General features: G+C 69.2%; 18 protein-coding genes and 1 tRNA gene. 12 read left to right on the top strand and 7 right to left on the bottom strand.

Features of this window, described 5'->3' with window-relative positions; translation table 11 throughout:
- The first annotated feature begins 135 nt into the window (after positions 1–135).
- The 3 genes from orn (at position 136) to ACFT4A_RS41585 (ending at position 2,223) form a co-directional block, all read left to right on the top strand.
- Positions 136–738, top strand: a complete 603-nt coding sequence (gene orn, locus ACFT4A_RS41595) for an oligoribonuclease (protein ID WP_382841649.1) — start codon at positions 136–138, stop codon at positions 736–738.
- 114 nt (positions 739–852) lie between these two features.
- Positions 853–925, top strand: a tRNA-His gene (locus ACFT4A_RS41590).
- A 107-nt stretch (positions 926–1,032) separates the two neighbouring features.
- On the top strand, positions 1,033–2,223 hold the full coding sequence (locus ACFT4A_RS41585; RefSeq protein ID WP_382841647.1) for an MFS transporter: 1,191 nt from the start codon (positions 1,033–1,035) through the stop codon (positions 2,221–2,223).
- A gap of 22 nt (positions 2,224–2,245) precedes the next feature.
- Here ACFT4A_RS41585 and ACFT4A_RS41580 read toward each other — a convergent pair whose 3' ends face one another.
- Positions 2,246–3,301, bottom strand: a complete 1,056-nt coding sequence (locus tag ACFT4A_RS41580; RefSeq protein ID WP_382841644.1) for a LacI family DNA-binding transcriptional regulator — start codon at positions 3,299–3,301, stop codon at positions 2,246–2,248.
- A gap of 399 nt (positions 3,302–3,700) precedes the next feature.
- On the opposite strand from ACFT4A_RS41580, the gene ACFT4A_RS41575 reads away from it, so the two are divergent.
- The 6 genes from ACFT4A_RS41575 (at position 3,701) to ACFT4A_RS41550 (ending at position 10,348) form a co-directional block, all read left to right on the top strand.
- Positions 3,701–5,029, top strand: coding sequence for an extracellular solute-binding protein (locus ACFT4A_RS41575; RefSeq protein ID WP_382841642.1), 1,329 nt, complete (start codon positions 3,701–3,703; stop codon positions 5,027–5,029).
- Between the two features lie 5 nt (positions 5,030–5,034).
- The gene (locus tag ACFT4A_RS41570) at positions 5,035–6,048 is read left to right on the top strand and encodes a carbohydrate ABC transporter permease (RefSeq protein ID WP_382841639.1); all 1,014 of its coding nucleotides are present in this window, start codon (positions 5,035–5,037) and stop codon (positions 6,046–6,048) included.
- A gap of 12 nt (positions 6,049–6,060) precedes the next feature.
- Complete coding sequence (locus ACFT4A_RS41565; RefSeq protein ID WP_382841636.1) at positions 6,061–6,978, top strand: carbohydrate ABC transporter permease; 918 nt, start codon at positions 6,061–6,063, stop codon at positions 6,976–6,978.
- Between the two features lie 114 nt (positions 6,979–7,092).
- On the top strand, positions 7,093–8,532 hold the full coding sequence (locus ACFT4A_RS41560) for a GH1 family beta-glucosidase (protein WP_382841634.1): 1,440 nt from the start codon (positions 7,093–7,095) through the stop codon (positions 8,530–8,532).
- Positions 8,533–8,733: 201 nt separating this feature from the next.
- Entirely contained in the window at positions 8,734–9,114 is a 381-nt protein-coding gene (locus tag ACFT4A_RS41555) for a hypothetical protein (protein WP_382841631.1), read from the top strand.
- Positions 9,115–9,157: 43 nt separating this feature from the next.
- Complete coding sequence (locus ACFT4A_RS41550; RefSeq protein WP_382841628.1) at positions 9,158–10,348, top strand: hypothetical protein; 1,191 nt, start codon at positions 9,158–9,160, stop codon at positions 10,346–10,348.
- Between the two features lie 27 nt (positions 10,349–10,375).
- Here ACFT4A_RS41550 and ACFT4A_RS41545 read toward each other — a convergent pair whose 3' ends face one another.
- The 5 genes from ACFT4A_RS41545 to ACFT4A_RS41525 form a co-directional block, all read right to left on the bottom strand.
- The gene (locus tag ACFT4A_RS41545; RefSeq protein ID WP_382841625.1) at positions 10,376–11,263 is read right to left on the bottom strand and encodes a carbohydrate ABC transporter permease; all 888 of its coding nucleotides are present in this window, start codon (positions 11,261–11,263) and stop codon (positions 10,376–10,378) included.
- A complete protein-coding gene (locus tag ACFT4A_RS41540) occupies positions 11,260–12,234 on the bottom strand; it encodes a carbohydrate ABC transporter permease (RefSeq protein WP_382841622.1) in 975 nt (324 codons plus the stop codon). The genes ACFT4A_RS41545 and ACFT4A_RS41540 overlap by 4 nt, the downstream gene beginning before the upstream one ends.
- Complete coding sequence (locus ACFT4A_RS41535) at positions 12,231–13,544, bottom strand: ABC transporter substrate-binding protein (protein ID WP_382841620.1); 1,314 nt, start codon at positions 13,542–13,544, stop codon at positions 12,231–12,233. The genes ACFT4A_RS41540 and ACFT4A_RS41535 overlap by 4 nt, the downstream gene beginning before the upstream one ends.
- A gap of 194 nt (positions 13,545–13,738) precedes the next feature.
- Positions 13,739–15,139: a sensor histidine kinase gene (locus ACFT4A_RS41530; protein WP_382841617.1), complete on the bottom strand. Its 1,401-nt coding sequence runs from the start codon at positions 15,137–15,139 to the stop codon at positions 13,739–13,741.
- On the bottom strand, positions 15,136–15,840 hold the full coding sequence (locus tag ACFT4A_RS41525) for a response regulator transcription factor (protein WP_382841614.1): 705 nt from the start codon (positions 15,838–15,840) through the stop codon (positions 15,136–15,138). Before ACFT4A_RS41525 ends, ACFT4A_RS41530 begins: the two co-directional genes overlap by 4 nt.
- 98 nt (positions 15,841–15,938) lie before the next feature.
- Between ACFT4A_RS41525 and ACFT4A_RS41520 the strand changes: the two genes are divergently transcribed.
- Positions 15,939–16,460, top strand: coding sequence for a hypothetical protein (locus ACFT4A_RS41520; protein ID WP_382841611.1), 522 nt, complete (start codon positions 15,939–15,941; stop codon positions 16,458–16,460).
- Positions 16,461–16,581: 121 nt separating this feature from the next.
- Here the strand turns inward: ACFT4A_RS41520 and ACFT4A_RS41515 are convergent, their stop codons facing one another.
- A complete protein-coding gene (locus ACFT4A_RS41515) occupies positions 16,582–17,001 on the bottom strand; it encodes an ester cyclase (protein WP_382841609.1) in 420 nt (139 codons plus the stop codon).
- A gap of 87 nt (positions 17,002–17,088) precedes the next feature.
- Between ACFT4A_RS41515 and ACFT4A_RS41510 the strand changes: the two genes are divergently transcribed.
- Both ACFT4A_RS41510 and ACFT4A_RS41505 read left to right on the top strand, forming a co-directional pair.
- Positions 17,089–17,649 carry a PadR family transcriptional regulator gene (locus tag ACFT4A_RS41510; protein ID WP_382841606.1) on the top strand — a complete coding sequence of 187 codons (561 nt, stop codon included), beginning with the start codon at positions 17,089–17,091 and terminating at the stop codon, positions 17,647–17,649.
- A 20-nt stretch (positions 17,650–17,669) separates the two neighbouring features.
- Complete coding sequence (locus ACFT4A_RS41505) at positions 17,670–18,650, top strand: NADPH:quinone reductase (RefSeq protein WP_382841604.1); 981 nt, start codon at positions 17,670–17,672, stop codon at positions 18,648–18,650.
- Positions 18,651–18,827 lie beyond the last annotated feature (177 nt).

The following is an 18,827-nucleotide window of genomic DNA, read 5'->3' as shown; positions in this document are numbered from 1 at the left end:
GGCCCGCGGGGAGGAAGCCCTCCCCGCGGGCCCGGCGCCGTTTCCGGAGCCGTTCTCACCGCGGGCCGGCCTTCGACGACAAGGTCACTGCACGGCCGGGCCGAGCCGGGGGCAGTGGGCCGTAAGGTTAGACACATGAACGATCGCATGGTGTGGATCGACTGCGAGATGACCGGCCTCTCGCTGTCGGACGACGCGCTCATCGAGGTGGCCGCCCTCGTGACCGACTCCGAGCTGAACGTGCTCGGCGAAGGCGTGGACATCGTCATCCGGCCGCCGGACCGGGCACTGGAGACGATGCCGGATGTGGTGCGTCAGATGCACACCTCGTCCGGGCTGCTCGCCGAGCTGCCGGACGGCACGACGCTGAAGGACGCCGAGGAGCAGGTCCTGGCGTATGTGAGGGAGTTCGTCAAGGAGCCGGGCAAGGCCCCGCTGTGCGGCAACTCCGTCGGCACGGACCGCGGCTTCCTGCTGCGCGACATGCCGACACTGGAGGACTACCTCCACTACCGGATCGTCGACGTCTCGTCGGTCAAGGAGCTGGCCCGCCGCTGGTACCCGCGGGCGTACTTCAACAGCCCGAAGAAGAACGGCAACCACCGCGCGCTCGCCGACATCCGCGAGTCCATCGCGGAGCTGCGCTACTACCGCGAGGCCGTCTTCGTCCCGCAGCCCGGGCCCGACTCGGACACCGCGAAGAAGATCGCCGCGAAGCACGTTCTGCCTGCTCAGTAGGCGTGCCAGGGGCCCGTCGGGGAGCGCCGGGAAAGGTGGGCGCGAGCACCCCTTCGGACCCTGTACACTTTTTCTCGGCCGGTCAGGAAGTCACAGACCTCCAAGCCGGTCATGGTGGGTGTAGCTCAGCTGGTAGAGCACCTGGTTGTGGTCCAGGAAGTCGCGGGTTCAAGTCCCGTCACTCACCCTGAGTATTCAGCCGGTGGCTTCGTAAAAGAAGCCACCGGCTGAAGCTTTTTGCGCGCCTGCCGCGCCTGTCCGGGGTGGCCCGGAGGCGGGGCTACCGTCGGCGCCATGGACGGTGGACACCGAGGGTGGCGCGCGTGTGTGCTCGGCGGGGCGGTGTTCGCCGTGTGCATGGCCGGCACCACGCTGCCGACTCCCCTCTACCCCCTCTACCAGGACAAGTTCGGGTTCTCCGAGCTGACCGTGACCGTGGTGTACGCCCTGTACGCCTTCGCGGTCATCGGCGTGCTGCTGCTGGTCGGCAACGCCTCTGACGTCGTGGGCAGACGCCCGGTGCTGCTGTGCGGCCTGGGCCTCGCCGCGGCGAGCGCCGTCTGTTTCCTGTGCGCCACCGGGCTCGGCTGGCTGTACGCGGGGCGGCTGCTGTCGGGACTGTCCGCCGGGCTGTTCACCGGGGCGGCCACCGCGTACGTGATGGAGCTGGCGCCCGAGGGCGGCACCGCCCGGGCCACGTTCGTGGCGACGGCCGCCAACATGGGCGGACTGGGCTGCGGTCCCCTGCTGTCCGGGGTGCTCGCGCAGTACGCCCCCTGGCCGCTGTATCTGCCGTTCGTCACACACCTCGCCCTGGTGGCCGGTTCGGCCGCCGTCCTGCTGGGGCTCGCGGAGACCGTACGGGAGCGGCGGCCGCTGCGCACCGTACGGCCGCAGCGGCCCGCTCTGCCCCCGCAGGTGCGGGCGGTGTTCGGGCCCGCGGCGACCGCCGCGTTCGTGGGGTTCGCGCTGTTCGGGGTGTTCACGTCGGTCAGCCCGGAGTTCCTCGCCGAGTCCCTGGGCGTGACCGACCACGCCGTGAGCGGGCTGATCGTCGCGCTGGCCTTCTTCGCCTCGACCGCCGGCCAACTCGCCGTCGGCCGGGTCGGGGTACGGCGCTCCCTGCCCCTGGGCTGCGCCGGGCTGCTCGCCGGTCTGGCCCTGCTCGCGGGCGCGCTGCGGTGGGACCTGATGGCGCTGGTGGTGCTGAGCGCGCTCATCGGCGGGATCGGGCAGGGGCTGGCGTTCCGTGGCGCGCTGTCCGAGGTGGCGGAGGCCTCGCCCGAACACCAGCGAGCCGCGGTGATCTCGACGCTGTTCGTGGTGGCCTACGCGGGCATCTCGGTCCCGGTGATCGGCGTGGGCCTGCTGACGGGCCCCCTCGGCCTGGAGGGCGCTGGCCTGGTGTTCATCGCGTGCATGGCGGTCCTGGTGTCGACGGCGGCCGCCTATCTGCTCCGGCGTCCGGCACCGGCCAGGACGTGACCCCCGCGGGCGGCGGCCCCCGTCACGACGACGACCGGGACACCAGCTCCGTGGCCAGGACCATCTGGCGTCGTTCCAGGCCCCGGGACGCCGAGGGGCGGCGGTCGGCGATCTCCGTGAGGAGGAGGTCGATCATGCCGTGGCCCATCTCCTCGATGGGCTGGCGGACGCTGGTGAGGGGCGGGTCCATGTGGCGGGCGATGGCGGAGTCGTCGTAGCCGACGAGCGCCACGTCGTCGGGGATGCGGCGGCCCGCCTCGCGCAGGGCCTGGCGGGCACCGGCCGCGGTGACGTCGGAGGCGGCGAAGACCGCGTCCAGGGTGGGGCGGCGCTCCAGCAGGGCCGCCATGGCGCGGCGGCCGCCCTCCTCCGTGAAGTCGCCCGCCTCGATCAGGGCCTCGTCCGCCTCGTGGCCCGCGTCGCTCAGGGCGTCGCGGTAGCCCTCGATACGGCGCTGGGCACCGTAGACGTCGAGACGGCCGGTGATGTGGGCTATCCGGCGGCGGCCGCCGGACAACAGGTGCTCGACGGCCTGGCGGCCGCCGCCGTAGTTGTCGGAGTCGACCGACGGGAGGGTCTCCGCCGACGAGCGCGGGCCGCTGATCACCGCCGGTATCTCCAGCTGGGCCAGCAGGTCGGGCAGTGGGTCGTCCGCGTGCACGGAGACCAGCAGGACGCCGTCCACCCGGTGGGCCGCCAAGTACTGGGCGAGGCGGCGGCGTTCGCGGTCACTGCCCGCGAAGATCAGCAGCAGCTGCATCTCCGTGTCGGAGAGCGCCGCCCCGACGCCCTTCAGCATGTCCGAGAAGTACGGCTCCGCGAAGAACCGCGTCTCCGGCTCGGGCACGACCAGCGCGATCGCGTCCGTACGGTTCGCTGCCAGGGCGCGCGCGGCGGTGTTCGGGACGTATCCGAGCTCCGCGACCGCCGCCTCGACGGCCGCCCGGGTCGCGTCGCTGACCCGGGGCGAGCCGTTGATCACCCGGGAGACGGTGCCGCGGCCGACACCGGCGCGCGCCGCCACCTCTTCGAGGGTGGGCCGGCCACCGCTTCGGCCCCGCGCTCCGTGGCTTGCCATGGGCTCCGCCTTCCCGTCCACACCCGCACTCTGCGGCTGGCCTGGAATTTAACAGGCTCGTCAGCTGTAGTGACCGCCACCGAGGGCTTGCCGCCCCCGGCCTCCGCTTGGGCCCGGCGGCCCGGTTCGACCGGCTCGATACCGCCGTCCCGGGCTGCAACGGGCCCCGGCCCGGGTCCAGTTAACAGCCCGATAACTGAACGCATCTCTCCCTGTCCGGTCCCTTGACACCCCCGCCCCGACCGGCGAACCTTCAACACATCACTGGTGGGAGCGCTCCCACAGTACCTGACACATACACAACCCGCACGTTCCCCGCCCGAGCCGCAGCGAGCAAAAACGGGTCCAACCATGCAGTTGGCCGGGGGGTCGGCACGTCAGGGCAAACAGGAGGACGCAATGCGAGCACGTACCCGATCCGCCCGCAACCGGGCGGTTGTCCTCGCGGCAGTCGCGTCGCTGGGCGCCGGGCTGCTGGCCGGCTGTGCCGACGACGGCGGCGACGACAGTTCCGGCTCCTCGTCCGGCGACAGCAGCGGCAAGACCTCGATCTCGGTGGGGCTCTTCGGCACCATGGGCTTCAAGGAGGCCGGCCTCTACGACGAGTACGAGAAGCTCAACCCGAAGATCAAGATCGAGCAGAACGTCATCGAGCGGAACGAGAACTACTACCCGGCGCTGCTGAACCACCTCACCACCAACAGTGGTCTGCTGGACGTCCAGGCCGTCGAAGTCGCCAACATCTCCGAGGTCACGGCCACCCAGGCCGACAAGCTCGAGGACATGTCCAAGGTCTCGGGCGTGAGCAAGAGCAACTGGCTGGACTGGAAGTGGCAGCAGGCCACTACCAAGGACGGCAAGACGATCGGCCTCGGCACCGACGTCGGCCCGATGGCGATCTGCTACCGCACGGACCTCTTCAAGCAGGCCGGTCTGCCCACCGACCCGGCCGAGGTCGGCAAGCTGTGGGCCGGTGACTGGGCCAAGGTCGTCGGCGTCGGCGAGCGGTACAAGAAGAAGGCCCCGAAGGGCACCTTCTTCATGGACTCCCCCGGCGGTCTGCTCAACGCGGTCCTGGGCAGCGAGAAGGAGAAGTTCTACGACTCCTCCGGCAAGGTCATCTACAAGGAGAACCCCGCGGTCAAGGCCGCCTTCGACCTGACGGCGGAGGCCGCGAAGAAGGGCCTCGTCCAGTCGCAGACGCAGTTCCAGCCGGCCTGGAACTCCACGATCGCCAACAGCAAGTTCGCCGCGATCGCCTGCCCGCCGTGGATGCTCGGCACGATCAAGGGCAACGCCAAGCCGGACGCGGCCGGCAAGTGGGCCGTGGCCGCCGCGCCCAAGGGCGGCAACTGGGGCGGCACCTTCCTCACCGTGCCCAAGAGCGGCAAGAACGTGAAGGAGGCCCAGAAGTTCGTGGCCTGGCTGACCGCGCCGGAGCAGCAGGCGAAGCTGTTCAAGGTGCAGGGCAGCTTCCCGAGCTCCCCGCCCGCCTACAGCCTGCCCGAGGTGACCGGCGCGACGAACGAGATGACCGGTGACCAGCAGATCGGCTCGATCTTCGCGGAGCTCGCCAAGACGGCCCCGGTCCAGGTGATCGGCCCGAAGGACCAGATCATCCAGCAGGGCCTGTCGGACAACGGCGTCATCCTCGTCACCAAGGGCAAGTCGGCCGAGGAGGCCTGGGAGACGGCGACCAAGTCCATCGACAACAAGCTGGACCAGTGACCCGGATGGCCACCCGTCACGACACCGCCGCGCCCCCCGTGGAGGGGGGCGCGGCCCCGGGCCGTGTGCCCGGGGACCCCGCGGAGGCGGAGAAGGAGCAGCGGCGCCGGGACCGGCTGTCCCGCCGCTGGCAGCGGGACCTGCGCTGGAGCCCGTACGCCTTCGTCTCGCCGTTCTTCCTGCTGTTCGTCGCGTTCGGTCTGTTCCCGTTGATCTACACGGGCTGGGCCTCCCTGCACCAGGTGGAGCTGACCGCGCCGACCGACATGAACTGGGTCGGGATGCGCAACTACACCCGGCTCTTCGACGACGAGTTCTTCTGGAACGCGGCGCGCAACACCCTGACCATCGGCATCATCTCCACCGTCCCGCAGTTGCTGATGGCGATGGGCATCGCGCACATCCTCAACTACAAGCTGCGGGCCTCGACGTTCTTCCGGGTCGCGATGCTCGCGCCGTACGCGACGTCGATCGCCGCCGCCTCGCTGGTGTTCGTGCTGCTCTTCGGCCGTGACTACGGCATGATCAACTGGGCGCTGGACCTGGTCGGCATCAACCCGGTCGACTGGCAGAACGACAAGTGGTACTCGCAGATCGCCGTCTCGACGATCATCATCTGGCGCTGGACCGGCTACAACGCGCTGATCTACCTCGCCGCGATGCAGGCCATCCCGCACGACCTGTACGAGTCGGCGGCCCTGGACGGGGCCAGCCGCTGGCAGCAGTTCATCCATGTGACGCTGCCGTCGCTGCGGCCGACGATCCTGTTCACCGTCGTCGTGTCGACGATCGGGGCGAGCCAGGTGTTCGGCGAGCCGCTGCTCTTCGATGCCAACAAGGGCACCTCCGGCGGCGCGGAGCACCAGTTCCAGACGCTCGGTCTGTATCTGTACGAGCAGGGCTGGGTGGCCCAGCACCTGGGCCGTGCCTCGGCGATCGCCTGGACGATGTTCCTGCTGCTGATCGTCATCGGCATCGTCAACTACGTCATCTCGCGCCGGCTGCGCGCCAGTAGTTAAGGAGTGGTGGCCGTGACGACGACTGTGACGCCCCCCGACGCGCCGCCGCCCGGTGCGCCCGTGAAGGATTCCAAGCGCCCGCGCCTGCCGAAGTCCGCGCGGGCCGGCGGGCAGCTGCACGGCGGTCCGATCGCGTACGCGATCCTGATCGTGTTCACGATCGTGTCGCTGTTCCCGCTGGTGTGGACGGCGATCGCCGCCTCGCGTGACAAGCAGCGGCTCGCGCAGACACCGCCGCCGTTCTGGTTCGGCTCGGGTCTGTTCGACAAGCTGGAGATCGCCTGGAAGGACGCCAATCTCGGTGAGGCGTTCCTCAACACCACGATCGTGGCGGGTGTTTCGGCGGCCACGATCGTCTTCCTGTCGACGATCGCCGGTTTCGCCTTCGCCAAGCTGCGGTTCAGAGGCCGTGGCGCGCTGATGCTGATCGTGATCGGCACGATGATGGTGCCGCCGCAGCTGAGCGTGATCCCGCTGTACATGATGGTCGCCAAGCTCGACTGGACGGACCAGTTGCAGGCGGTGATCTTCCCGTCGCTGGTGAGCGCGTTCGGTGTGTTCTTCATGCGGCAGTACCTGATCCAGGCGCTGCCGGACGAGATCATAGAGGCCGCCCGGGTCGACGGGGCGAGCAGCTGGCGCGTGGTGTGGCACGTGGTGTTCCCGGCGGCGCGGCCGGCGATGGCCGTGCTCGGGATGCTGACGTTCGTGCAGACCTGGAACGACTTCATGTGGCCGTTCCTGGTGCTGACCCAGATGGGCAACCCGACCGTGCAGGTCGCGGTCGCGGCGCTGGGCCGCGGCTACACGCCCGACACGTCCCTGATCATGGCGGGCGCGCTGCTGGGCACGCTGCCGCTGCTGCTGGTCTTCGCGATCTTCGGCAAGCAGATCGTGGGCGGCATCATGCAGGGCGCCGTGAAGGGCTGACGCCCTCGTCCGTTCTCCAGGGGGCCGGATCAGTGCCGCTCCGGCCCCTGTTCGTGAACTCCCTTTCCCCCTCCACCCGTCGCCTCTCCACGAACCCCCAATGGGAGCGCTTCCATGCCTGAATCCGAGAACCCGGCCACTCCGGTGACCTTCCCTCCGGCCTTCGTCTGGGGTGCGGCCACCTCCGCGTACCAGATCGAGGGTGCGGTGCGGGAGGACGGCCGTACGCCGTCGATCTGGGACACCTTCAGCCATACGCCGGGCAAGACCGTCGGCGGCGACCACGGTGACATCGCTGTCGACCACTACCACCGCTACCGCGAGGACGTCGCGATGATGGCGGACCTGGGCCTGGGCGCCTACCGCTTCTCCGTCTCGTGGTCGCGGGTGCAGCCGACCGGCCGGGGCCCGGCCGTCCAGAAGGGCCTGGACTTCTATCGCCGACTGGTGGACGAGCTGCTGTCCAAGGGCATCAAGCCGGCCGTCACGCTCTACCACTGGGATCTGCCGCAGGATCTGGAGGACGCGGGGGGCTGGCCGGAGCGCGACACGGCGTACCGCTTCGCGGAGTACGCGCAGATCGTCGGTGAGGCGCTGGGCGACCGTGTCGAGCAGTGGATGACGCTCAACGAGCCGTGGTGCAGCGCATTCCTGGGCTACGCGTCCGGGGTGCACGCTCCGGGGCGTACGGATCCGGCGGCCTCGTTGCGTGCCGCGCATCATCTGAACCTGGCGCACGGGCTGGGCGCGTCGGCGCTGCGGTCGGTGATGCCGGCCCGCAACCAGGTCGCGATCGCCCTCAACTCCGCGACCGTGCGGCCGCTTTCGCAGGACCCGGCGGACCTGGCGGCGGCCAAGAGGATCGACGACCTGGCCAACGGGGTCTTCCACGGCCCGATCCTGCACGGCGCCTACCCCGAGTCGCTGTACGTGGCGACGTCGGACCTCACCGACTGGGACTACGTCCTGGACGGCGATCTGACGCTGATCAACCAGCCGCTGGACGCGCTGGGCCTCAACTACTACACGCCCGCGCTGGTCTCGGCGGCGGACGCGTCGGCGCGGGCGCCGCGTGCCGACGGCCACGGGGCGAGCGACCACTCGCCGTGGCCGGCCGCGGGCGACGTCGCCTTCCACCAGACGCCCGGTGACCGCACGGAGATGGGCTGGACGATCGACCCGACCGGTCTGCATGAGCTGATCATGCGCTACACCCGGGAGGCGCCGGGCCTGCCGCTGTACATCACCGAGAACGGCGCGGCCTACGACGACAAGATCGACTCGGACGGCCGGGTGCACGACCCGGAGCGGGTCTCCTACCTCCACGGCCATCTGTCCGCGGTCCGCCGCGCGATCACCGACGGCGCCGATGTCCGCGGCTACTTCCTGTGGTCGCTGCTGGACAACTTCGAGTGGGCGTACGGCTACGGCAAGCGCTTCGGCGCGGTGTACGTGGACTACGCGACGCTCCAGCGCACGCCGAAGTCCAGCGCCCTGTGGTACGGGAAGGCGGCACGCACCGGAGCACTGCCGCCACTGGAGCCGGCCGCTTAGGCCGCCCGGGGGGGTGGGGGGTGGGGGGGCGGCCCCCGCGGGGGGGGGCCGCGCCCCGCTGTCTTTGGAATTCCATATTCCGGTAATTCACAATGACCTGAATTCGTTTCCCGATTTGATCATCATGTGTCTAAGGTCGATGTCGATCAGGGCGGGGGGCCGTGGGGCTGCTCCGCAGTCCTGCGGTGAAAGGGAAGCTCAATGTTCAGATCGTTCACCCGTATAGCCGTGGCCGGTGCGGCTGTGGCCACGGTCTTCGCCGGCACCACGTCGACGGCTCAGGCCTCCGATTTCTCCACTCTCGACAGCGACAAGAAAATCTCGCTTCCGGGCGGCCGGGGCACGATGACCTTCATCGACGACGGAGACATGTTCAAGGTCTGTGACACGAAGGCGGACGGCCATGGTGTCTCGGGTCGTCTGATCGACAACAACTACAACGAGAAGCTCTACATCACCGACGGCGGCGACTCCAACTGCGGCAAGAAGGGCTACGACGTCGGCCAATTCGGCTCGTACCAGATGCAGCTCTCGTGGAACGGCGACGGTTACGAAGTGAAGTCCGAGTGGTTCAACGAGTAGACCGGAATCTCCTCGGCAATTGCCGTGAGGTGAAGGCGCCGGCATGGAGCACTCCGCTGCCGTGCCGGCGCTGTCGAAACGCGAACATCTGGTCCCGGAGGCAGCCATGAAGACGGTCCGAGGCATCGTGGTGACCGGCGTGGTCGCGGCGGTCGTCGCATGCGGCGTAGCGGTGTCGCTGGCCACAGCCGGCGATGACGGTGCGCCGGAGCGATCCGCGGGCGGGCTTCCGGCCCCGGGCGTCATGGCACATCCGGATCAGTCGCCGCCACGGGAACGCATCGCCGCGGGGAGGGTCGCCGTCTCGGCGTACTTCACCGCGAGATCCGTGCGGCGGCCGCAGGGGGACGGCGCCGTCGCGTACGAGTGGAGTCTGCTCAACACGACCACCGGCCGCTACCGGAAGACCGACTGGGCCTGGCTCGATGTGGCTCCCGGGATGAAGACCGCCGCGGTGCTGGAGCGCGGTCTGCCGGTCGATCGCATCGGACTGCTGAACCTGGCCACGGACCAGGTGGAGCGCTGGATCGAGGTGGACCGGGGCGTGGGCGGGGTGCGGTTCTCCCCCGACGGCAAGCGCCTTGTGGCGACCGCCTACGGCCGCGACCCGGATGGTCTGTTCAAGGACGCGTCGTATCAGCTGAACGGCAAGAAGGTGCCAGGGCCCAAGCCGAGCCGGACCGGCTTCTATGTCGTCGACGTCGCCTCCGGACGGGCGGACTTCACCGAGCGCCCGCCCAGGAAGGACGACCGCGGATCCCTCTCCCGCGGCGGACGCCAGGATTTCCTCTGGAGCCGTGACAGCACCTTGCTGTGGGAGCCCTGGGCGAACAAGACGGGCAAGGTGTTCTACGACGTGGCCGGCAAGGAGGTGCCCGTTCCGGAACGGGAGGCGAAACTGGGCTCGCCCGGGGCGCTCCTCTCCCCCGACAAGAAGCTCGTCACGGGGAAGTTCGCAGGCGATGACGGCCAGATCGTCTCCGAGGTGCTGGATGCGAGCAACGGCAAGCGGGTCGCCCTCGTGCCCGGTCAGCAGCTGCTCGCCTGGGCCGACGACGACTCGCTCGTCGCATGGAGATGCGACCCCCAGCGGTGCGACCCCGGAAAGGGCGAGTTCCGCAACCAGCTGGTCCTGGTGAGCCTGGACGGAAAGAGCGTTACGCCGCTGTCCGGCTTCCGGAAGGCCGACCTCCACTACAGCGGCCGCTGGACGCCGATCTTTTCCAAGCGCTGACATCCCGCATCCGCTCGCGCAGCAGGGTCAGCCCTTGTTGGCCCCCAGGGTCAGGCCGCGGACGAACTGGCGCTGGAGCGCGAAGTACACGATCAGGGTCGGGATCGCGGTGAGCAGGGCGCCGGCGGCGACCAGGTTGGGGTCGGTGAAGTACTGGCCGGAGAGGTTGTTCAGCGCCGAGGTGATCGGCATGTTCTCGCCGGTGGAGATGAGCACGATGGCCCAGAAGAAGTCGTTGTAGATCCAGATGGAGAGCAGCGTCGCGAGGGCGGCCATCGCCGGCTTGCACAGGGGCAGCACGATCTGCCAGTACAGCCGCCAGACGGAGGCGCCGTCGACCAGGGCGGCCTCGGTCAGCTCGTGCGGCAGCGAGCGCATGTAGTTGCTGAGCACGAACGCGCAGAAGCCGGACTGGAACGCCACATGGATCAGCACCAGGCCGAGCGCGGAGTCGTACAGCTTGCCGCTCATCGTGATGCCGGGCAGGTCGATCAGCAGGTACAGGCGGTACAGCGGGGTGATGATGACCTGCTGGGGCAGCAGGTTGCCCGCCGTGAAGAGCAGCAGCAGCGACAGGTTGACCCGGAAGTCGAAGCGGCTGACGTAGAAGGCGACCATCGACGACAGCAGCAGTGTCAGCAGCACCGCCGGGACGGCGATGATCAGGGTGTTCACGAAGTAGTGCGTCATGTCGGACTGGGTGAACGCGTTCGTGAAGTTGTCGAGGGTCAGCTTGTCGGGCCAGGAGACATAGCCCTTCTCGCTGGTCTCCGCGTACGGCCGCATCGCCGCGAGCAGCGCCCACAGCAGGGGCGCCAGCCAGGCGAGCGCCGTGACGACGAGGAAGGTGTGCAGCAGGACCCGGGCCGGGCGGATCGGGGTGCGCTGCTTGACCGGTGCGCTCACGGTGCTCATGCGCGCCGCTCCTTCCGGAAGGTGGCGATCAGATACGGAATGATCACCGCGAGCGAGATCACCAGCAGGACGACGGCGATGGCGGAGCCGTATCCGACGCGGCTGGACTCGCCGATGATGTTGTTGGTCACCAGGATCGACAGCAGTTCGGTGCCCTGGGCGCCCTTGTTGAAGACGAAGACCAGGTCGAAGGCGCGCAGGGCCTCGATGATGGTGACGACCAGGACGACGGTGTTGGTGGGCCGAAGGGTGGGGAAGACGACGTTCTTGAACGTCTGCCACTCGTTGGCCCCGTCCAGGGCGGAGGCCTCGCGCAGGGCGGGGTCGACGCCCTTCAGGCCGGCCAGGTACAGGATCATCATGTAACCGGCGTGCCGCCAGGAGGCGGCGATCAGTACGGCCCACAGGTTGAGGTCCGGGTCGCCGATCCAGTCGATGTAGTGGCCGGGCTTGTTGGCGCCGATGACGCTGTTGATCAGGCCCGTGTCGGGGTTGTAGACCAGTTGCCAGACGAACCCGATGACCGCCAGCGACATCACGACCGGCAGGAAGAACGCGGTCTGGTAGACGCGGCTGAAGCGGATGCTCTTGTCCAGCTGCACGGCGAGGAACAGCCCGAAGGGCGTGGGCAGCAGGATGAGCACCACGAACCAGACGACGTTGTGCTCGACGGCCGGCCAGAACTGCGGGTTGCTGGTGAACAGTTCCCTGAAGTTCTGCAGGCCGACCCACTGGATGGAGTCGAAGCCGATGCCGTTCCAGCTGGTGAAGGCCAGCGCGATGGAGGCGAGCGCCGTCAGCCACACCAGGGCGACGTGCAGGATCGTCGGAAGGCCCGCCATCAGCGCGAGCGTGATCCGGTCGCGGCGGGTGAGGAGGCGACGGTGGCCCGTCGGCCTCGTGCGGGCAGCGGCACCCGGAGACGGCTCGGCGGCCGCCTCCGGGTTCTCGGTGGTGGTGTCGGTGCTCATGCGGAGGCGAAGATCGTCTTCTTCTGGCGCTCGATCGACGAGAGGATGCTGTCGACGTTCTTGGGGTTGCGGACGAAGTTCTGCAGCGCCGGCTGCATCACCGTGGAGGTGAAGTCCGGGCGGGAGTCGCGGTCCATGAACTGCGTCAGGCTCTTCGCGCCGGAGATCATTTCGAAGGACTTCTTCTGCAGCGCGGTGTAGGAGGAGGTGTCGGCCTTCGTCGAGGCGGCCACCACGCTGGAGTCGGCCTTGAGGTAGATCTGCTCGGCCTCGGGCGTGCCGAGGTACTCCAGCAGCTTGACCGCGCCCGCCCTGTTCTTCGGCGCCTTGGAGAGCATGAAGCCGTCGGTGGGCGCCTCGACCGTGTCCTGCCCGAAGGCCGGGTCGATCTCCGGGAAGGCGAAGAAATCCAGGTCGGCCAGGTCGGCCTGGTCGGTGAACTGCTGGCCGACGAAGGTGCCCAGCAGATACATGCCCGCCTTCTTCGCCACCAGCGTCTGCGCCGCGTCCTGCCAGGTGCGGCCCACCGCACCCTCCTGGTGGAAGGGCAGGATCTCCGTCCAGTGGTCGAAGACCTTGCGCACCTTCGCATCGGTCCAGGAGGCCTTGCCCGCCATCAGCTCGACATGGAAGTCGTAGCCGTTGGTGCGGAAGTTGATCTGGTCGAAGGTGCCCATCGCGGGCCAGGCGTCCTTGTCGCCGAAGGCGATCGGGACCAGCCCGTCCTTCTTCATCCGCTTGCACAGGGAGACGAAGTCGTCCCAGGTGGTGGGGACCTCGTAGCCGTGCTGGGCGAAGACGCTCTTGCGGTAGAAGACCGCCCAGGGGTAGGTGTACAGCGGCACGAAGTAGTACTTGCCGTCCTCACCCTTGCTGAGCTTCTTCATCGCCTCGGGGAAGTCCCCGCCGATCTTCTGCCACACGTCGTCGATCGGGGTGGCGAGCTTCTTCGACGCGAAGAACTGCATCCGGTAGCCCGCGAACCAGGTGAACACGTCGTCCGGCGCGCCCTGCAGATAGGAGTTGATCTGCTCCTGGAACGTGTTGTGGTCCTTGGTGTTCACGTCGACCTTGATGCCGGACTTCTTCGTGAAGGCGGCGTAGATCTCCGCGAACGCCTTCTTCGGCACCGCGTCCGAGGAGTTCGACCCGAGACTGACCGTCTTCGGATCGGCGGCCGTGCCGCTGCCGCCGCAGGCGCTCAGCAGGGGTATGCCGGCGCCGAGCAGGGCCGCGCCGCCTATGCCGCGCAGCAGGGTCCGGCGGCCGGGAGCGGGGAGGGCGAGTCCCGAGGGAGTGAGGTCGTGCATGAACGGCTCCTGAGGGCAGGGTTCGGCCACGAGGGTGTGGCGTGAAACCCGGTCGTAATCGACCAGAAATCAACTTGACCGAACACGGTGGCGCAATAACAGCCGTGTGTCCGGCCATGCGTCAAGAGCCGTTGACTTCATTTGTCGAAACGTGACCGACCCGTGCACATGTCGTGCGTGGGTCGTGCGCGGGGTCAGTGAGACCGGGAGCGGTGGTAGGCGGCCGCCAGCCTGCCGGGCCGCCGGCGGCGCACCGCCCCGCGGTGCCCCCTGCCGACCGGTGCTCTGCCGTCCAGCTGGATCCAGATCCGCACCTCGGTCCCGCCGAGCACCGAGGAGCCGATCCGTACGTCCCCGCCGGTCGACTCCGCGAGCCGGCGCACGATGTCCAGGCCGAGGCCGGTCGAGCCGTCGCTCCCGGAGCCGCGGCCCCGCGCCATCGCGGCCTCCGGGTCGGGTATGCCGGCGCCCGCGTCCGACACGAGGACGATCACCGCGTCCTCGCCGTTGTGCAGGTCGACCGCGAAGGCGGTGCCCTCCGGGGTGTGCCGGAAGACGTTGCCGAGCAGCGCGTCGAGCCCGGCGGCCAGGTCGGCGCGGGCCACGGGTATGCGCACCGGCCGCTCGGCCCCGGCCACCCGCCACTTGCGGCCCTCGTCCTCCGCCAGCGCCGACCAGAACGCCATCCGCTCCCGGACCACCTCGGCCGCGTCGCACCCGGCGCCCGGACCGGCCGCTGCCGTCTGCGGCTTGGCCTCCCGGGCCGTACGGATGATGGTGTCGACCTCGCGCTCCAGCTGCTCGACCGCGGTCCGGGTCTGGTCGGCGGCCGGTCCCTCGCCGAGCGAGGCGGTGTTCAGCCGCAGCACGGTCAGGGGCGTGCGCAGCCGGTGGGACAGGTCGGCCGCCAGCTCCCGCTCGTTCGCCAGCAGTTGGACGACCTGGTCGGCCATGGAGTTGAACGCGACCGCCGCGAGCCGCAGTTCGGTCGGGCCCTCCTCGGGCACCCGGGCGCCGAGCTGCCCCTCCCCCAGGTCACGCGCCCCCTCGACCAGGCGCTTCGCGGGCCGGACCATCCGCACGCCCAGCCGGTCGGCTACGGCGACCGAGCCGAGGATCAGCGCGATCCCGACCGCGGCGAGCACCGCCCAGGCCGTGCCCAGGCCGTTGGTGACCTCGGACTCCGGTACGTACACCTCGACGACCGCGATCTCGCCGGTGCTCAGCGCGACCGGCTGGAGCAGCGTCGAGCCGCCGGTGACGCCGGTGGTGGAGGCGCGGCCCAGCTTCCGCACGGCCGCGATGTCCTGGTCGGCGGCGCGCTGCCGTCCGAGCTCGATGGCGTCCTGACCGTCGCCCGCCGGTATGTGCACGGCCATCCCGGCGTCAGAGCCGGCGGAGGCCACGACCCGTTCGAGCTGGTCGCGTTCGGTGGTGATGGACAGGGCGGGGGCGACGGCCGCGGCCTCTCGCTCGGCGTTGGAGAAGGCGCGGTCCCGGGCCATCTCGCGGATGACGAGTCCGAGCGGCACCGCGAAGGCGAGCACGACCATGGTGGTCACCGCCAGCGACACCTTGACCAGGGCCCACCTCATCGCGGCGTCTCCGCTCCCGGCGGTTCGAGCTTCACACCGACGCCCCTCAGGGTGTGCAGATAGCGCGGGCTCGCGGCCGTCTCGCCCAGCTTCCTGCGCAGCCAGGACAGATGGACGTCGATGGTCTGGTCGTCGCCGTACGACTGCTGCCACACCTCGGCGAGCAGCTCCTTGCGGGGGACGACGACACCGGGCCGGCGGGCCAGGAAGGCGAGCAGGTCGAACTCGCGGCGGGTGAGGTCGAGTCGCGCCCCGTCCAGCTCGGCCTGGCGCCGCAGCGGGTCGACGGTCAGACCTCCGACCCGGATCACCGGGGACGGCTCCCCTTCCCCCGCCCCGGAGCGGGCCCGGCGCAGCACGGCCGCCATCCGGGCCGACAGGTGCTCGACCGAGAAGGGCTTGGTCAGATAGTCGTCCGCGCCCGCGTTCAGCAGCCGGACGATCTCCGTCTCGTCGTCCCGGGCCGTGGCGACGATCACCGGCACGTCCGTGATGCCGCGCAGCATCTTCAGGGCCTCGGAGCCGTCGAGATCGGGCAGTCCGAGGTCCAGGATCACCACGTCGAAGCGGACATGGGCGACCTCGCGCAGCGCCTCCAGGGCCGTCCCCACGCTGCGCACGGTGTGCGAGGCGTCGGTCAGGTGCCGGATGAGCGCCGAGCGTACGAACTGGTCGTCCTCGACCACGAGTACACGTGCCATGCGCCGCACCGTACGCCATCTCGAACAGCCCGGTGCGGGCCTGTGGACAACTCTCGCCTGTGGACAACTCGTGGGACGCGTGCGGCAGTATGGCCGCGATGCGCAGAGGACTCGTACACATACTGGCCTGGCTGCTCGCCACGGGCGCGGCGGTCACGCTGTCGTGGTGGGGTGTCCACACGGTGATGGCGGGCACGGCCTACGACCCGCCGCGCGCCCTGCCCATCAAGGCCGCCGACGCGACCAGGCAGAAGCCGCAGCCGTCGGCGACGCCGACACGGAGGCCGAGTCCGCCGCAGCGCACCCCGAGCGCACCGCCCGCCGCCAGGAAGCCGAGCCCGACTCCCACGAAGCCGTCCGGCCCCTCCCCCACGGCCCCCGCCTCCGCCTCCGCCTCCGGAGAGGTCAAGAGCTACGACACCGACGGCGGCCGGGCCGTCTTCGACCTCGGGCGGACGTCCGCCTCCCTGGTCTCGGCGACCCCCGGGGCGGGCTGGTCGATGCAGGTGTGGAAGACGGAGTCGTGGATCCGCGTGGAGTTCTCCTCGGGCGCGGACCGGGTGTCGGTGTTCTGCACCTGGCACGACGGACCGCCGCGCGTCGAGATCGGGACCTACTGAGGGACGTACGGACTGTCGTACGGACTGCTTCTCTGAACTAGCAGCTGAGGTGTATGTGCGATCTGGGTGGGCAGCCGGAGTTCCCTCCTCCCGCATCGAACGTATGCGCCCCCTCCCCGCTTCATGGTGCCGGTACGGCACCGATCTGCTGCATGACTCCAAGGAGGTCGGGCTGACCTCGTTCGCCGACAATCCGGCCGTCGGCCAGGTAGTAGAAGTTCATGGCCTGCACCGAGACCCTGTTGCCGCTTGCGGGGATGCCGAAGAACTCACCGGCGTGCGTGCCGCGCATCGTGAACCGTGCAGCCACCGTGTCACCTTCCTCGATCATCTCCTCCAGGGTCCACTGCACGTCCGGGAATCCACTGCGCATCATGCCGATGACCTCCATGTAGCCCTCGGGACCTCGAAGCGGCTCCGGATGACTCGGTGCGTGGAACACCGCGTCGGGAGAGATGACCTCGCGGCCAAGATCCTCATCGGCTGTGTTGATGAACTCGACGAAGCGGTTCATCACTGACTTCACGGCTTCGAGCGGCATGTTCCTCTCCTCATGGCGGTGGTATTCCAACCAAGGTAACATCGATTCGATGTGTACATCGTTTCGATGTGATGGGGTGCTGAGGGCATGCTGGAACTAGCGATACTGGGCTTCCTGGCCGGGGGTGCTCTGCCCGGGCACGAGCTGCGCCGACGGGTTTCGCAGCTGACCGGGTACACGCGGCCGGTCAGCGACGGCAGTCTGTATCCGGCGATCAACCGTCTCACCAAGGCGGGCCTGCTGGAGCGGCGCGCCGACCCGGGTGCGGGCCCAGCGCGGTACGTACTGAGCCTGACCGGCGCCGGGCGCACCGAATTGCTGAAGCGGCTGCGCAAGCCGGCCGACCACGAGATCACCGACTTCACCCGCTTCTTCACCATCCTGGCGTTCCTCTCGCACCTGCCCGAGGTGTCCGAGCAGCACGCGGTGCTGCGCAGACGGCTTGCGTTCCTGGAGGAACCGGCGAGCTTCTTCTACGACGGTGACAGGCCGCTGCGGGCCGAGGAGGTGGCCGACCCCTACCGGCGCGGCATGCTGCTCACCGCCCGTGCCATCAGCAGCGCCGAACGCGCCTGGCTACACGCTGTTCTGGACGGTGACGAGCCCACCAAGAGCACTTCCTTTCCGCTCGACGAACCCGCGAGCTGACCGGCCCTGGAGGTACGTCCATGCTTGCATCCTGGTACGACGAACAGGGCCCTGCCGCCGATGTCCTGCACGTCGGCGAACTACCCGACCCCACCGCCGGCCCCGGCGAGGTCCGCGTCCGCGTCACCGTTTCGGGCGTCAACCCCGGCGACACCAAGAAGCGGCGCGGCTGGCTCGGCTCCTCGATGCCCTACCCGCGGGTGATCCCGCACAGCGATGCCGCCGGAGTCATCGACGCGGTGGGCGACGGAGTCGACGCCCACCGCGTGGGACAGCGGGTATGGGTGTACGGCGCCCAGTCCTACCGCCCCTTCGGCACCGCAGCCCAATACACCGTCGTGCCTGCGGATCTGGCCGTTCCGCTACCCGACCACCTCAGCGACGAACTCGGCGCCGGCCTGGGCATCCCTGGGATCACCGCCCACCGCACCGTGTTCAGCGACGGCCCCGTCGATGGACAGCTCGTGCTCGTGCATGGGGTGCTCGGCGGCGTCGGCTCCCTGGCCGCGCAGCTCGCCCGGTGGGGCGGCGCGACGGTGATCGGGACCGTGCGCCATGGCAGCGACCTGAACCGCCTCGACCCCGCCGTGGTCTCCCATGCCGTGGCGCTCGACGGGGACGACCCCGCCGCCGCGATCCGCGCGCATGCTCCCGACGGTGTGCACCGAATCATCGAGGTGGCCCTGTCCGACAATGCGGACCTGGACAACCTCGTCGCCGCGAACGGCGCGGTGATCGCCGCCTACGCCACCCGGGACGACCGGCCCCGACTTCCCTTTTGGCCCTTGCTGTTCAACAACGTCACGGTGCGCATGCTCGGCAGCGACGACTTCGCCGAAGCGGCGAAACGGCAGGCGGCCCGTGACCTCACCGCCGCAGCCGCGGTCGGCATGCTGACCGTCGCCATCGGCGACCTGTACCCGCTGGAGAAGATCGCCCAAGCCCAAGACCGTGTTGATGCCGGCGGCCGAGGTCGGGTCCTGGTGACCATTCCCAACTGAACTGTGCCGGCACGAGGGCTGATCACTCGGGCCGCAGGGGTGGGGTGCCGTTCCGGCCGGCGATGTCGTGGAAGGTCGGGATGCCTAGTACTCCAGCAGCGTTTCGCTATCTGGCCTGGTCAGAGGCATCGTCGGGAGTGTACTTGGCTGCTGGCATGTCAGGGGCGATCTTGCCGG

This window comes from Streptomyces sp. NPDC057099, assembly GCF_042671245.1.
GTDB classification, from domain to species: domain Bacteria; phylum Actinomycetota; class Actinomycetes; order Streptomycetales; family Streptomycetaceae; genus Streptomyces; species Streptomyces purpurascens.
The sequence above is the reverse complement of the archived record's forward strand: the minus strand, read 5'-3'. Positions and strand labels throughout refer to the sequence as shown.

Bases quoted from the DNA above. Each gene is read 5' to 3' on its own strand.
- orn (WP_382841649.1), top strand. From the start codon at position 136: ATGAACGATCGCATGGTGTGGATCGACTGCGAGATGACCGGCCTCTCG.
- ACFT4A_RS41585 (WP_382841647.1), top strand. From the start codon at position 1,033: ATGGACGGTGGACACCGAGGGTGGCGCGCGTGTGTGCTCGGCGGGGCG.
- ACFT4A_RS41580 (WP_382841644.1), bottom strand. From the start codon at position 3,301: ATGGCAAGCCACGGAGCGCGGGGCCGAAGCGGTGGCCGGCCCACCCTC.
- ACFT4A_RS41575 (WP_382841642.1), top strand. From the start codon at position 3,701: ATGCGAGCACGTACCCGATCCGCCCGCAACCGGGCGGTTGTCCTCGCG.
- ACFT4A_RS41570 (WP_382841639.1), top strand. From the start codon at position 5,035: ATGGCCACCCGTCACGACACCGCCGCGCCCCCCGTGGAGGGGGGCGCG.
- ACFT4A_RS41560 (WP_382841634.1), top strand. From the start codon at position 7,093: ATGCCTGAATCCGAGAACCCGGCCACTCCGGTGACCTTCCCTCCGGCC.
- ACFT4A_RS41555 (WP_382841631.1), top strand. From the start codon at position 8,734: ATGTTCAGATCGTTCACCCGTATAGCCGTGGCCGGTGCGGCTGTGGCC.
- ACFT4A_RS41550 (WP_382841628.1), top strand. From the start codon at position 9,158: ATGGAGCACTCCGCTGCCGTGCCGGCGCTGTCGAAACGCGAACATCTG.
- ACFT4A_RS41545 (WP_382841625.1), bottom strand. From the start codon at position 11,263: ATGAGCACCGTGAGCGCACCGGTCAAGCAGCGCACCCCGATCCGCCCG.
- ACFT4A_RS41540 (WP_382841622.1), bottom strand. From the start codon at position 12,234: ATGAGCACCGACACCACCACCGAGAACCCGGAGGCGGCCGCCGAGCCG.
- ACFT4A_RS41535 (WP_382841620.1), bottom strand. From the start codon at position 13,544: ATGCACGACCTCACTCCCTCGGGACTCGCCCTCCCCGCTCCCGGCCGC.
- ACFT4A_RS41530 (WP_382841617.1), bottom strand. From the start codon at position 15,139: ATGAGGTGGGCCCTGGTCAAGGTGTCGCTGGCGGTGACCACCATGGTC.
- ACFT4A_RS41525 (WP_382841614.1), bottom strand. From the start codon at position 15,840: ATGGCACGTGTACTCGTGGTCGAGGACGACCAGTTCGTACGCTCGGCG.
- ACFT4A_RS41520 (WP_382841611.1), top strand. From the start codon at position 15,939: ATGCGCAGAGGACTCGTACACATACTGGCCTGGCTGCTCGCCACGGGC.
- ACFT4A_RS41515 (WP_382841609.1), bottom strand. From the start codon at position 17,001: ATGCCGCTCGAAGCCGTGAAGTCAGTGATGAACCGCTTCGTCGAGTTC.
- ACFT4A_RS41510 (WP_382841606.1), top strand. From the start codon at position 17,089: ATGCTGGAACTAGCGATACTGGGCTTCCTGGCCGGGGGTGCTCTGCCC.
- ACFT4A_RS41505 (WP_382841604.1), top strand. From the start codon at position 17,670: ATGCTTGCATCCTGGTACGACGAACAGGGCCCTGCCGCCGATGTCCTG.